The organism is Arthrobacter sp. Y3224198 (assembly GCF_059090025.1).
In genome coordinates this window covers 85,640-98,830 of sequence record NZ_JBNHFG010000011.1, presented here as the reverse complement: position 1 = coordinate 98,830, position 13,191 = coordinate 85,640, and the positions used below count along the sequence as shown (strand labels likewise).

Sequence of the window (13,191 nt, the reverse complement as noted above, 5' to 3'; positions counted from 1 at the left end):
ACTAGGAGCGCCCATGAACAGCAGGCTTCCCGATGAGGAGTTTCCCGACGACGGCGAGGACTTCCTACACATGGTGCGGGACCTTGCGGCCAGCCCGCTGGCAATCTATTCGGCGTGGACGGATTTCTCCAGCATCACGTCCTGGTGGGGGCCGGAGGGCTTCATTGTGCCGCCGGACCGTGTATCTGCCCATGAACAGGTGGGCGGGGAATACCAGGCCTGCATGATCAACGTGGTGAGCGGCGACGAACTGTGGTGGGGCGGCGAATTCCGCATCCTTGATCCGCCGCACCAAATGGAAGCAACTCAGCAGTGGCAGGAGGCGGATGGCACCCCCACCGGTCCGCAGCGGCTGATCAACGTGGATTTGCAGCCGCTGCGGGATCGGGACGGAGAAGCCGTGACCCGCATGACGTTCCGCCATGGGCCCTTCAGCGACGACCGCGAACTGCGTTTACACCTGAGCGGCTGGGACGCATCGTTTTCCAGATTGGCAGGCTACCTGGCCCGGCGGCGAAGGCCGGACTAGGCGTCGGCTTCCCGGGTGCCAGCGGTTGCCTCGCGGGCCGCGGCCAGCGCGCTCGCGGTCATTTCGTCGGCCAGCGTCAGCACGTCATACAGGCCGGTTTGCTGAACGTCCTGACTGAACGCGTGGACGCGCGTACCGGCATCGTCCGGGCCCGGCAGGGCGAACACCAGGATGGCTGGCCGGAACTTCAGGTGTTTCAGGGCATCCTGGTGCCGCCAAGGGTCCTGGCTTGGAGCCGGCCGGTACTCACGGCTTAGTTCCACCAGGACGCTCTCGCCTATCCGGGACGCGGTTGCGCCCGGAGAAGGGAAGGCCCGGACCATGGCGTCGAGCACTTGTTCCGGATGTTTGGGCGACAGCCACGTTTCCTCTTGGTTGTAGCGTTCCCGGGCCAGGGCAAGCATGTGCTGCTGCGGCAGGGCCAACGGCCGGCGCATCCGGTTGGCCAGGACCACGGCGGCGAAGGTCCAAGCTCCCCACCACAGCACGTCGCGGAGGACCAGGGCCGGGTGCCATGGATTATCGTCCTGTACCAGGCTCAACAGGAGCCAGGTGACTGCTGCCCCGAGGAAGCCCAGGACCTTCCGCCTGAAGGGCGTGAAGAACAACACAAGGCGGGACAACAGCGGCAGGTCCCGTACCGGTTTGGCCGGGCGGGTCCGGTGTGCGGCCCGCTTCTGAGACTGGGACATGGCAGGAGTGTGGCACCGGCGATGGGGGAAGGGAACCGTGGTGGAACGGGTCACGAAATAAGCTGGCAGCCCCTGCGGTTGCATTTAGCGTGCCGGGACAAAACCGCCCGGCATGCAGGCAACTGAAAGGCAAGCCCCCATGACTGTCCCGCTCTCCATTCTCGATCTCGCCATCATCGATGAGGGCGAGAGCGCGAGGGATTCCTTCGCTTCCTCGCTGGCGCTGGCCAAGGAAGCGGAAAAGCTCGGCTACACCCGCATCTGGTACGCGGAGCACCACAACATGCCCACCATCGCCTCCTCCGCCACCAGTGTGCTGATCGGCTACATTGCCGCCCACACCGAAAGCATCCGGCTGGGCGCCGGCGGCGTGATGCTGCCCAACCACGCCCCGCTGACCATTGCCGAGCAGTTCGGCACCCTGGAGACCCTGTTCCCGGGCCGCATCGACCTGGGCCTTGGCCGGGCACCGGGCAGTGACCAGAAGACCATGCGCGCCCTGCGCCGCGACCCTATGTCCGCGGACAGCTTCCCGCAGGATGTCCAGGAACTGCAGGGCTACCTGACCGGCAACACCCTGATCCCGGGCATCAGCGCGACGCCGGGAGCGGGCACCAACGTGCCGCTGTACATCCTGGGATCTTCCCTCTTCGGCGCCAAGCTGGCCGCAGCCCTGGGCCTGCCGTACTCCTTCGCCTCGCACTTCGCCCCGCAGGCTCTGCAGGACGCGGTCAGCATTTACCGCCGGGACTTCAAGCCCTCGGCGCAGCTGGCCGAGCCGTACGTCATTGCCGGCGTCAACGTAGTGGCCGCCGAAACCTCGGAAGAGGCGCAGCAGCTGTTCAACGATTCCATGCGCCGCCGGGTGACCCAGCTCTTTGGCCGCGACCGTACATTCACGGATGAAGAAGCCGATGCCATCCTGCAGTCCCCGGGTGGACAGCAGGTCAAGCAGATGGGCCGTTACTCCGCAGTCGGTAACCCGGAAGAAGTCCGCGACTACCTCGACTGGTTCACCGGGCACGCCCAGGCGGACGAGCTGATCGTCGCCACGCAGACCGCCACCCTGGAAACGCGTCTGCGCTCCTTCCAGCTGCTGGCGGAGGCTGCGCTGCCGGTCAGCGCCTAGGCGAGCGGTGAGGCGGCGTGTTGCTGCTGTGCTAGATATGAAGGATGAGCCCTAGCAACACAGCCGCACCCGCCCCCATCCGCTGCGCGGTTCCCATGCGGTGGGGAGACATGGATGCCTACGGACATATCAACAACGTGGAAATCGTGCGGATGCTTGAAGAGGCACGCGTGCATGCCTTCGGCCCTCCGGGCGGCACGGGAGGGCCGGGAGTGGCACCCGCCGTCCCGCTGTTCACCAACGTTCCAGCCGGCACGCAGTCGCTGGTTGTCGAACACCGCATCCGGTATGTGGCGGAGCTGGCCTACCGGAACATCCCGGCCGACGTCGACGTCTGGATCAGCGCGCTCAAGGGCGCCAGCCTCACGCTCGGCTACGTAATCTCCGATCCGGTGACTGGCAAACCCTGCGTGCGGGCGGAAACCACCCTGGCGTTTGTCGACGGCGCCACGGGCGCGTTGCAGCGGCTCACTCCCGAACAGCGGGACATGGCGGCCCCTTACCGGGGCGACCCGGTCTTCGGCTGACCCGCTGCGGCCCCTCAGGTACGGGAGGCACCTTATGCGGGCCCGGCCCCGGCGCTAGCATCGGGAAATCTTCCCTGATATTTCCTAGTGCAAGGAGATGCGCTGTGGAGCACAACCTTGGTATCGCCCCGCTGGAAGCACTCTGGGTTGTCCTGGGGGCCGTAGGCATCTACGCGGCGTTTTTCCTGTTTGTCCGGGCCTTCGGCCTGCGTGCGCTGGCCACCTGGTCCACGCTGGACAAGGCTGTGGTCATTGCCCTTGGCTCCCTGCTGGGCCGGGTAATTCTGGGCTACACGCCCACCCTGGCGGCCGGCATCGTGGGGCTGGCCACCCTGTTTGCCATGCTGCGGTTGGAGCGCTGGATACGGGAGAAGGACGTGGCGTTCCTCGCCAGCCGCCCCATCCTGCTGATGGCCGGCAGCGAGGTGCTTCCCGACGGACTGCGCAAAGCGCGCGTCCTGGATGAGGAGCTGTACTTCAAGCTGCGGCAGGCCGGCATCCGGAACTTCTCCGAGGTGGCCGCCGCCATCCTGGAAACCACCGGTGACGTGACCGTGCTGCGGCGGGGACAGCGGATAGACCCGCTGCTGCTGAACCGGGTGCCCGGCCGGTCCCGGATCCCCGCCGACCTGCTCCTGCCGGAGTAGGTGTGCAGGCCGCCGTTTGGACTTTCGGCCCCGGTCCTGTAGGCTGAAACGCAGTTGTTGTGTTGCGCATTTTGTATTTCAAGCGGCGAAACCCAAACGGGCTAGCCGCTTTTCTGTAAAAGCGGTAAAGGAACACCGCGACTGAAACCTCCCGAAAGTCGGGAAGTGTTTCAATCCAGAAGGAATATTAAAATGGCTACAGGTACCGTGAAATGGTTCAACTCCGAAAAGGGCTTCGGCTTCATTGAGCCCGACGACGGCAGCGCCGACGTCTTCGCTCACTACTCCGCTATCAACTCCAACGGCTACAAGTCGCTGGACGAGAACCAGAAGGTTAGCTTCGACACCGAGCAGGGCCCCAAGGGTCCGCAGGCCTCGAACATCCAGGCCCTCTAATTTCTTAGAGACTTTGTAACGGCTTCAGTGCCGTAACAGCATCAAGCAGGACGGGTTCGCCCGTCCTGCTTTTGCGTTAACGGCCCCTTCCCCACCCAAGCGGCACACCCACGCTGACCGTGGTTTCAAAGCCGCTGATGCAGCGGTGCCGGCATGCACGGTGCTGTGCTGTTACTGCTCTGCCGCCCCATCCGGCTGGCCCGCCTGCGTAGCGGCGCAGGCGTCCGGGTAAGGCGGCTTTAATATTCCTGCGAGCTCTGCGAGCAAGGAATTTCGTTGCCGCCGTCCCGGGCACCGGTGCCGCGGACCTGCCGCGGGCACCGGTGCCGCGGACCTGCCGCGGACACCGGAGCCGCGGACACAACCTAGTCGCGAATCCGCACAGCAGCCTCGCGCAGATACTGTTCCACGCGGGTGTACGCGTCCTGGGTCAGCGCCTTCCACAGGTTCATGCTCAGCACCGGATCCTTTTCGGCCAGGTCCTCGATCGCCTCAGCGGTCAGCACCTTCAGCTTCAGCGGTCCGGCGGCCTTCACTGTGGTTTCCTGGCGCTTGTCCTCGCCCATGGCCATTTCCCCGAAGGTCATGCCCGGACCCAGGGTGGCGAGCTTGACCCGGACGCCGTCCGGCCCGGGCATGGAAGTGGTGATGTGCCCGGAGACGATAAAGAACACACCGCCGAAGCGCTGGCCCACGCGCCGGACCACATCGCCGTCGTCGAACGTGCGGTCTTCCATCCTGTCCTGCAGCAGCCTGGCCTGCTCCGGTTCCAGCGGGCCGAGCGCGGGGGAGTCGGCCGGTTCAATGGCGTCCGGCAGCACCAGCTCGGTGCCGTAGCCTTCCAGCAGCTTGTTCTCGCTCCACTCGATGGCGGCGGAGCGGGTGGCGAAGGAGGCGGTGTCCCGGCCCTTCTCCAGCAGTGCCTCGGTCACCGAACCCTCGATATCAACCAGGGCCAGTTCGCGTCCGTCCCTGCGCAGCATGTCTTCCGCCTCGGCGATCAGCCGGATGGCGACGTCGGACACCTCGTCCACGCTGCGCAGGTCGGCCACCACAATTTCGACGTCGTCGTCCAGCTCGCTGAGCGCACGGACCATCGATTCGGCGCCCGCGAAGAGCAGGTCCCCGTTCAGTTCGATTACCTGTACGCGGTGGCCGTGACCCGCGAGGATCTCCGCCGCTTCATCGGTGCGGCGGATGCCCGAGGGCGTGGCGGTGATGTCATACATGGCCCGGATGGCCGAGCGGCCGGTGCGGGCGGCCCGCACAAAGTGCAGTCCGAGGTCCTTGGACAGCCGCTGGCTGACGGCGACGCCCCGCACGCTGTTGCCGTGTTCGTCCAGGGGCGGGGAGTATATGGCGAGGCCTACCTGCCCCGGCAGGACGGCGAGAATGCCGCCGGCCACGCCGGATTTGGCGGGCATGCCGACGCTGCTGATCCAGGAGCCCGCGTCGTCGTACATGCCGCATGTGGTCATCACCGACAACACGCGTTCCACCGAAGCCAGGTCAAGGACTTCCTCGCCGGAGAGGGGATGCCGTCCGCTGTTGGCCAATGTGGCGGCCATCAGTGCCAGATCCCGGGCGTTCACCATGACCGAACACTGCCGGAAGTAGTCCTTGATGATCGGTGCCGGATCGGATTCGATGATGCCGAAGGAGCGCAGCAGGTAGGCCAGTGCGGTGTTGCGGTGGCCCGAGCGCACCTCGGAGGTGTAGATCCGCTGGCTGACGGAGAGGTCCCGGCCGGCGAAGGCGGAGTAGGTGTCCAAAATGCGCTTGAACCGGGTCCGGCCGCCGGAGCCTTTGACCAGGGACGTTGCAGTGAGGGCGCCGGCGTTAATCATCGCGTTGGCGGGCCGGCCGGTGCCCTCCGCCAGCGAGATTTCGTTGAAGGAATCCCCGGACGGCTCCACGTCCACCTTTTCGTCCACGGCGTCCATGCCCAGGTCGGCCAGGGCCAGGCCGTAAGTGAACGGTTTGGAGATGGACTGGATGCTGAACTCTTCGCGGGTGTCGCCCACTTCGTAGACATAGCCGTCGGCAGTGGCCAGGGCTATGCCGAAACAGTCCGGATCCACGCTGGCCATGGCAGGGATGCCGCTATACGGTGTGCCGTCCTTCAACCCGGCCAGTTCGGCGTGGATCTTGCGGAGGTAGTGCTCAATGGGGGAGTCCATACTTCCAGACTATGGGCTCCCAGAGGGGTGACTCTGCTCAGGGCCCCGTTGTATGCTTATAGCAGTTGCGGAGTTGCGCAATATGTAAGTTCAAGCGGCGAAACCCAGATCCAGGGCCAGCCGCTTTTTCTGTAATTTGCCACCAAGGACGACGCAGCCTGAAACTCCCCGACGGTCGGGGCTGGTTTCGCTTTAGAAGGATGATTAAAAATGGCAACAGGTACCGTGAAATGGTTCAACGCTGAAAAGGGCTTTGGCTTCATCGAACCCGATGATGGCAGCGCCGATGTTTTCGCCCACTACTCCGCTATTAACGCCAGTGGCTACCGGTCTCTCGAAGAGAACCAGAAGGTCAGCTTCGACACCGAGCAGGGCCCCAAGGGTCCGCAGGCCGTCAACATCCAGCCTGCCTAATTAGACTTACAGGTCCGTTTCACGGGCCCGCTTGACTCAGGAGCAGGACGGGAGAAATCCCGTCCTGCTTTTGTTTTGCCCGGGGCCGCAGTGCTGCCGGCCGAACCCGACGCATACCCGCCGTTTCTTTTCCCGCGCATATCCCGGATGTAAGAATGACCATGCCGGGTGATGCGCGGCACACTACTGCGCAGGTATCCTCGCCCGGCTCCTCGGCCCAAGGTAAGGAACCCGGAATGTCCAACATCCCCCAGAGACCGCTTAACCACGCACACGCAGTGGACGACGACGGCGGCGCCCCCGCCAAATGGAAGGTGATCGGCCCGGGCCTGGTGGTGGCGGCAACCGGCGTCGGTGCCGCCGATATGGTGGCCACGCTCGTGGCCGGCTCGCGCTACGGCTACGCCCTGCTGTGGGCCGTCGTCCTGGGTGTTGTCCTGAAGATCATCCTGGTGGAGGGTGCGGGCCGCTTCACGCTGGCCACCGGCCGCACCATCTTTGAGGGCTGGCGTTCCCTGGGAAAGTGGACCACCTGGTATTTCGGCCCCTACATCATGGTGTGGGGTTTCATTTACGGCGCCACCGCCATGTCCTCCGCCGCCCTGCCGCTGGCCGCCGTGTTCCCGGCCCTTCCGCTGACTGCCTGGGCAGTCCTGATGGGTCTGGCCGGTTTCGTGATGGTCTGGTTCGGGAAATACGCCACGTTCGAGAAGATCACCGCCGTCCTGGTGGGCCTGATGTTCGTGACCGTGGTGGGGCTCGCAGTGATTGCCACGCCCAACATCCCGGCGATGTTCGCCGGACTGGTTCCGATGATCCCCGCGGGCGGCGTCGTCTACACTCTGGCGCTTGCCGGCGGCGTGGGCGGCACCATCACCCTGGCCGCGTACGGGTACTGGCTGCGGGAAAAGGGCTGGTACACGCCCAAATGGATGCGGGTGATGCGGATCGACAATTCCATGGCCTACGTGATGACCGGGATTTTCGTGGTAGCCATGCTCATTGTCGGCGCTGAAGTGGTGCGGTCTGCCGGCGTTGCCCTTTCCAGCGGCGACGCCGGCCTGCTGGACCTGTATGACGTGCTGAAAGCCGAGTACGGAAACGTGGTGGGCACAGGCTTCCTGGTGGGCTTCTGGGCGGCGTCCTTTTCCTCGATCATCGGGGTGTGGAACGGTGTCTCGCTGATGTTCGCGGATTTCTGGGGAAACATCCGCGGCAAGGAATCCGGGCATCCGGATACCCGGGTAGGCGGCAAGTACTTCCGCTTCTACGTCCTGTGGCTGACTTTCCCGCCGATGATCCTCTTCCAACTCGGCCAGCCGATCGCCCTTATCCTGGCCTACGGAGTGCTGGGTTCGCTGTTTATGCCGTTCCTTGCCCTGACGCTGCTGGGCCTGCTCAACGGCAGGCGCATACCCAAGGAATGGGCCAACAAGCTCCATACCAACCTGGCCCTGGGACTGACCGCGTTGCTGTTTGTGGCACTTGGCCTGCAGCAGGCGTGGGACGCCATCCAGAAAGCCCTTTAGCCCCCCGGATTGAACGGCAGTACAGTCCTTCAGAGACCATCGCCGGTGCTGCGGCGGCGGCCCAGTTTAGCGCAGTAACCGGGCTTCCACGAGGGGTAAAACCGGGTAGAAAAAAAGTGGTTACGGGCCATCTACGCCATGAATCTGCTCCGCTACGCTATATGGAGGGCGAGAGAAGGTTGCAGCATGGAAACCAGTGCAACGGGTGGCCTGGGCAGGCTCATTGCAGGCAGGTACCGGCTTATCGAACCTATCGGCCACGGCGGCATGGCAACCGTCTACCGCGGCCAGGATGAAGCGCTCGGGCGCGACATTGCCGTGAAGCTCTTCAGGGCCAGCGCCCTGGCGGCAGACGACGTCGGGCGGCAGGAAAACGAGATGCGGCTGCTGGCCTCCCTGTCGCATCCGGGGTTGGTGACCCTGTTCGACGCCGGCAAGGACGACGCCGGGCGCGACGACGGCGAAGCGGGTGAGCCGCGCACTTATCTGGTGATGGAACTCGTGGAGGGCCCCGACCTCCGCAAGCGCCTCCGTGAGACCGACGTGCAGCACACGGACATCGGCTTCATCGGTGCCGAGCTGGCGGGGGCCCTGGCCTACATCCATAACCGCGGGGTGGTGCACCGTGATGTGAAGCCGGCCAACATCCTGCTTCCGCCCGCCATTCCCGGCACCGCCCTGCGGGCCAAGCTGACGGATTTCGGCATTGCCCGGATCCTTGACGGCGCCCGTATCACGGCCGCCGGCGCCACGCTGGGGACAGCGAACTACCTCAGTCCGGAGCAGGCCTCCGGCATCGAGGCGCAGGCGTCCAGCGACATCTACTCGCTGGGCCTGGTGCTGCTCGAATGCGTGACCGGCCGGGTGGAATACGGCGGCAGTGCCATCGAGTCCGCCGTTGCCCGTCTCAGCAGGGATCCGGATCTTCCGGCCTCGCTGGATCCGAAGCTGCGCGGGCTGCTGGCGGCGATGACCAGCCGCGACCCGGACCTACGGCCCACTGCCGCAGAAGTCTCGGCCGGGCTGCTGGACTACCGCTGGGCCGAAGGCACCGTCCGGCCGGTTTCCACCACGGACTCGTCCGCTCTTCCCGGGGCCGGGGCCGGGGACCTGTGGACCGGACCGGTAACGGCGGAGGCGTCCCCGCCGGAACGGCGGTCCGAACCGCAGCCCGCCGCCCGGCAGCAGGTACCGGGATCCGCCGTCGGATCTGCTTCCCTGCCGGCAGGGGAGGAAGTTCCCCTGCTGCGGCCGGCCGTACTGGCGGGTGAACTGCATCCCTCGGCGCCGCTGCCGCTCAGCTCCCCGCCTGCCGATCCGCCCACGGTGGGGAAAGCCGCCTCCATGGTTGCCGCGGCCCAGGTGTCGCGGGTGCAGGTGATGGCGGACCAGCGTCCCTCGCCGGCCGGACGGGCACTGCTTGCCGTCCTGGTGATGACGGTGCTGACCGCTGCCGTGGTCCTGATGCTGGGCCGGGTGGGGGCCCTTCCGGACGGGCAGGTGGTTCCCGGGGATATCGGCCACAACCTGGAACGGCTGCAGGACAGCTTCGGGCCCTAGCCGGTTGGGATCAGCCGGCCGGAAACACGCCGTCGGGCAGGACCGCCCCGCCGGGCGATACTGGATAGGTGAGTATTTCTGCCCTGACCGCTGATTCCCGTTGCCCCTGCCTGAGCGGGGAAACCTACGGCAGCTGCTGCGGCCGGTTCCACTCCGGCAGCGCATCCGCGCCCACCGCCGAGGCCCTGATGCGTTCGCGCTACAGCGCGTTTGCCGTCGGCAATGCCCCCTATCTGCTGGCCACCTGGCATCCCGACCACCGACCGGACCAGTTGGACTTGGACCCGGAGCTTGAATGGCGGCGGCTGGACATCCTTGCCACCTCCGGCGGCGGCCCCCTGGATTCCACGGGAACGGTGGAGTTCACTGCCCACTACCGGCAGGACGGCCAACGCGGCAGCCAACATGAACTGAGCCGCTTTGTCCGGGAGAACGGCCAATGGCTCTATCTGGACGGCGTATAGCCGTCCGCTTCTTCCAACCCCGGCGGCCCACGACCTAGGCTGGATAACATCCGACGGCTGCCGGCCGGCGAGGCAGGTACGCTCCGGGAAGCTCCCGAAATGCAGGTGCATCCCAGGCCCTGCATGCGGTCGGATGAGCAGGCGAGGACACTATGAAAGCACTCGTTTACGAAGGTCCCGGGCAGAAGTCCTGGAAGGATGTACCGGATCCCCAGATCCAGGACCCAAGGGACGCCATCATCAAGATTGATTCCACCACCATCTGCGGTACTGATCTGCACATCCTCAAAGGCGATGTGCCGGCCGTGACGCCTGGTCGGATCCTGGGCCATGAAGGTGTCGGCACCATCACCGAAACCGGCAGCGGGGTCACCAATTTCAAGGTGGGCGACAAAGTCATCCTTTCCTGCGTGTCCGCAGACGGGTCCTGCAGTTTCTGCCGGGACGGCCTGTACTCGCACTGTCTGGGCGAGGAAGGCAGCGTGGGCATCGGCTGGATATTCGGCCATCTGATTGACGGCACCCAGGCCGAATATGTCCGTGCCCCCTACGCTGACACCTCGCTGTACCACCTGCCGGAAAACGTGTCGCAGGAACACGGCGTTCTGCTGAGCGATATCTTTCCCACCGGATTCGAAATGGGTGTGCAGTACGGGCGGACCAAGCCCGGTGACGTGGTGGCCGTGATCGGTGCGGGCCCGGTGGGCCTGGCCGTGATCTCCACGGCACGGCTCTACGGGGCCGCGAAGGTCATTGCCGTGGATTTGGATGCCAACCGGGTTGAGCAGGCCCGAAAGTTCGGGGCAACGCACGGCGTCAATTCCGGGGACGCCGACTGGCGTGACCAGATCATGGCCCAAACCGACGGCTGGGGAGTGGACGTGGCCGTTGAAGCGGTGGGCATCCCGGCGACCTTCGAGATGTGCACCAACATTGTCCGCCCCGGCGGCAACGTTGCGAACGTGGGTGTGCACGGGAAGCCGGTCAGCTTGGAACTGGACCGGCTGTGGATCGAGAACATCGACATCAGCATGGGCCTGGTGAACACCAATACCCTGCCCATGCTGCTGAAACTGGTGGCGGAGGGAAAGCTTCCGGCGGAGGAATTCATCAGCCACCGGTACCCCCTGCACGACATCATGGAGGCCTATGACACCTTCTCGCGCGCGGCGGAAACCGACGCGTTGAAAGTGATCCTGCAGGCCTAGTCCGATCGCGGAAGCAGCCGGGCGGGCAGCCGGATGCCCGCCCGGCTGTTTTTTGCGCATTCGGGGTGCGGGCAGATAATGAGAACCGCGGTGAGCAACTGCCGCCGCAGTTTTCGCTCAAAAGAGGTTTTCCATGTCCAATGGCACTTCCGCCGGCACCATGATTGCCGGACGTCTCAACGTTGAAACGGGCACTTTCGCCATGAAGGAGGTCCCGATTCCCGAGCCCGGCCCCGGGTTCGTCCGGATCAAGGTCGGTGCCGCCGGAGTCTGCCTCTCCGACGTCCACCTGATCCAGGGTTTGCTCCGCCCGCAGTTCCTCAAGGGCAGCGAGGTCACCCTGGGCCACGAGGTGGCCGGCACTGTGGACCTGCCCGGCGCCGGCGTCACCTCCGTTGCCCCCGGCGACCGCGTGGTGGTCCAGGCCGGTTACGAGTACAACGGCGTCACGCTCACCATGGGAGTGGACTACGACGGCGGCTGGGCCGAGTACCTGGTGGTTCCTGCCGGCGTGCTGGTTCCGCTGGGCGACGACATCCCCTTTGACCAGGCCTCCATCATTCCCGACGCCGTTTCCACCCCGTGGGGCGCCATCGCCTCCACCGCGGATGTGCGTGCCGGAGAAGCAGTGGGCGTCTGGGGCATCGGCGGACTTGGAGCCCACGGGGTCCAGTTGCTGCGCCTGATCGGTGCGGCGCCCATCATCGCCGTCGACCCCATTCCCGAAGCGCGGGAACGCGCCCTCGAATTCGGCGCCGACCTGGCACTGGACCCGATGGCCGCGGATTTTGCCGAGGCCATGAAGGCCGCCACCGGCGGCAAGGGACTGGATGTCGCCCTGGACTTCGCCGGCGTGGACGCCGTCCGCAGCCAGGCCGTCAACTGCCTGGGCCTGCGCGGCCGCCTGGTGCTGGTGGGGTTGTCCGGCAAGCCGATGACCATCAATGACAGCACCGGTTTCTCCTATGCCCGCAAGCAGATCCGCGGGCACTACGGCTCCGAGGCGCACCACGTTCCGCAGCTGGTTGCCCTCACCCGGCTGGGGCGGCTGGACTTCGCCAAATCCGTCAGCGCCCGCATCCCGCTGGCCGATGCCGAGAAGGCCGTCCAGGCCCTGGACGCCAAGGAAGGCAACCCGATCCGCCTGGTGCTGATCCCGTAGCCGGTCCTTAACCTCAGCAGCCTCCCGCGTTCCGGCGGGAGGCTGCTGCTGTTCTGCGGCCCGGATCAGGGCATGTCGGCGTACCGGACAGCGTCGGCCAGGGCCTGTTCCATCCCCTTGCTGTCCAGCGCCGTGACGTAGGCGGGGGTGTCCCGCTGCCAGCGCCAGCCTTCGGACAGCGGGCCGGCGTTCACGACGTCGAACCCGAACTCATTGATCAGGGATGAGACAAGTTCCTTGGACGCGGCGTCGTTGCCCGCGATCGGCAGGGCACGGCGGTTGGGTGTGCCCGGCAGGGAGCCCTGGCTGGCCAGGTGGTCCGCAGTGATGTTGTTGAACGCCTTCACCACGTGCGAATCCGGCAGGTGGTTCTGCAGCAGTTCGCTGGTGGTGGTGGACTCGTCGTCGAGCTCGGCAATGTTGCCATCACGCTGGGGGTAGTAGTTCATGGTGTCGATGACGGTCTTGCCGCGCAGCTCTTCCACCGGGACCTGCGGGTAGTTCTTCAGCGGAATGGTGACCACCACAATGTCCCCAGCTGCCGCAGCCTCCGCCGGGGTGGCGGCGCGCGCGTGCTCACCGAGTTCCATGATGAGCGGCTGCAGCGTCTCGGGCCCGCGCGAGTTGCTCAGGACGACGTCGTAGCCCTGCCTAATCGCGAGACGTGCCAGCTGGGAGCCGATGTTCCCGCTGCCGATGAAGCCGATGGTACGAATCCGTGGGGTGCTCTCCAATGTGCTCATACAGGCTTAAA

General features: G+C 65.4%; 14 protein-coding genes. 11 read left to right on the top strand and 3 right to left on the bottom strand.

Annotation, left to right across the window (positions count from 1 at the left end; genetic code table 11):
• Nucleotides 1-13 precede the first annotated feature (13 nt).
• Complete coding sequence (locus AC5RUF_RS08555; protein WP_494130282.1) at nt 14-529, top strand: SRPBCC family protein; 516 nt, start codon at nt 14-16, stop codon at nt 527-529.
• Here AC5RUF_RS08555 and AC5RUF_RS08550 read toward each other — a convergent pair.
• Complete coding sequence (locus AC5RUF_RS08550; protein ID WP_494130281.1) at nt 526-1,221, bottom strand: hypothetical protein; 696 nt, start codon at nt 1,219-1,221, stop codon at nt 526-528. The genes AC5RUF_RS08555 and AC5RUF_RS08550 overlap by 4 nt on opposite strands.
• Before the next feature lie 139 nt (nt 1,222-1,360).
• Here AC5RUF_RS08550 and AC5RUF_RS08545 point away from each other — a divergent pair, with 139 nt between their 5' ends.
• From AC5RUF_RS08545 to AC5RUF_RS08530, 4 genes are all read left to right on the top strand, one after another.
• Nucleotides 1,361-2,350: an LLM class flavin-dependent oxidoreductase gene (locus AC5RUF_RS08545; protein WP_494130280.1), complete on the top strand. Its 990-nt coding sequence runs from the start codon at nt 1,361-1,363 to the stop codon at nt 2,348-2,350.
• A gap of 44 nt (nt 2,351-2,394) precedes the next feature.
• Nucleotides 2,395-2,877 carry an acyl-CoA thioesterase gene (locus AC5RUF_RS08540; RefSeq protein ID WP_493996252.1) on the top strand — a complete coding sequence of 161 codons (483 nt, stop codon included), beginning with the start codon at nt 2,395-2,397 and terminating at the stop codon, nt 2,875-2,877.
• A 104-nt stretch (nt 2,878-2,981) separates the two neighbouring features.
• The gene (locus tag AC5RUF_RS08535; RefSeq protein ID WP_494130279.1) at nt 2,982-3,524 is read left to right on the top strand and encodes a DUF421 domain-containing protein; all 543 of its coding nucleotides are present in this window, start codon (nt 2,982-2,984) and stop codon (nt 3,522-3,524) included.
• 192 nt (nt 3,525-3,716) lie between these two features.
• Nucleotides 3,717-3,920, top strand: coding sequence for a cold-shock protein (locus AC5RUF_RS08530; RefSeq protein ID WP_146362594.1), 204 nt, complete (start codon nt 3,717-3,719; stop codon nt 3,918-3,920).
• Between the two features lie 365 nt (nt 3,921-4,285).
• Here AC5RUF_RS08530 and glsA read toward each other — a convergent pair whose 3' ends face one another.
• A complete protein-coding gene (glsA, locus tag AC5RUF_RS08525; RefSeq protein ID WP_494130278.1) occupies nt 4,286-6,100 on the bottom strand; it encodes a glutaminase A in 1,815 nt (604 codons plus the stop codon).
• A gap of 210 nt (nt 6,101-6,310) precedes the next feature.
• On the opposite strand from glsA, the gene AC5RUF_RS08520 reads away from it, so the two are divergent.
• From AC5RUF_RS08520 to AC5RUF_RS08495, 6 genes are all read left to right on the top strand, one after another.
• Nucleotides 6,311-6,514, top strand: coding sequence for a cold-shock protein (locus tag AC5RUF_RS08520; protein ID WP_493996249.1), 204 nt, complete (start codon nt 6,311-6,313; stop codon nt 6,512-6,514).
• Nucleotides 6,515-6,750: 236 nt separating this feature from the next.
• Nucleotides 6,751-8,043: an Nramp family divalent metal transporter gene (locus tag AC5RUF_RS08515; RefSeq protein WP_494130277.1), complete on the top strand. Its 1,293-nt coding sequence runs from the start codon at nt 6,751-6,753 to the stop codon at nt 8,041-8,043.
• Nucleotides 8,044-8,229: 186 nt separating this feature from the next.
• Nucleotides 8,230-9,603 carry a serine/threonine-protein kinase gene (locus AC5RUF_RS08510; protein ID WP_494130276.1) on the top strand — a complete coding sequence of 458 codons (1,374 nt, stop codon included), beginning with the start codon at nt 8,230-8,232 and terminating at the stop codon, nt 9,601-9,603.
• Between the two features lie 68 nt (nt 9,604-9,671).
• Entirely contained in the window at nt 9,672-10,067 is a 396-nt protein-coding gene (locus tag AC5RUF_RS08505) for a YchJ family protein (protein WP_494130275.1), read from the top strand.
• A gap of 152 nt (nt 10,068-10,219) precedes the next feature.
• Nucleotides 10,220-11,275, top strand: coding sequence for a zinc-dependent alcohol dehydrogenase family protein (locus AC5RUF_RS08500; RefSeq protein WP_494130274.1), 1,056 nt, complete (start codon nt 10,220-10,222; stop codon nt 11,273-11,275).
• 133 nt (nt 11,276-11,408) lie between these two features.
• Entirely contained in the window at nt 11,409-12,437 is a 1,029-nt protein-coding gene (locus tag AC5RUF_RS08495) for a zinc-binding dehydrogenase (protein WP_494130273.1), read from the top strand.
• Between the two features lie 65 nt (nt 12,438-12,502).
• Here AC5RUF_RS08495 and AC5RUF_RS08490 read toward each other — a convergent pair whose 3' ends face one another.
• A complete protein-coding gene (locus tag AC5RUF_RS08490; RefSeq protein WP_494130296.1) occupies nt 12,503-13,153 on the bottom strand; it encodes an NADPH-dependent F420 reductase in 651 nt (216 codons plus the stop codon).
• Nucleotides 13,154-13,191 lie beyond the last annotated feature (38 nt).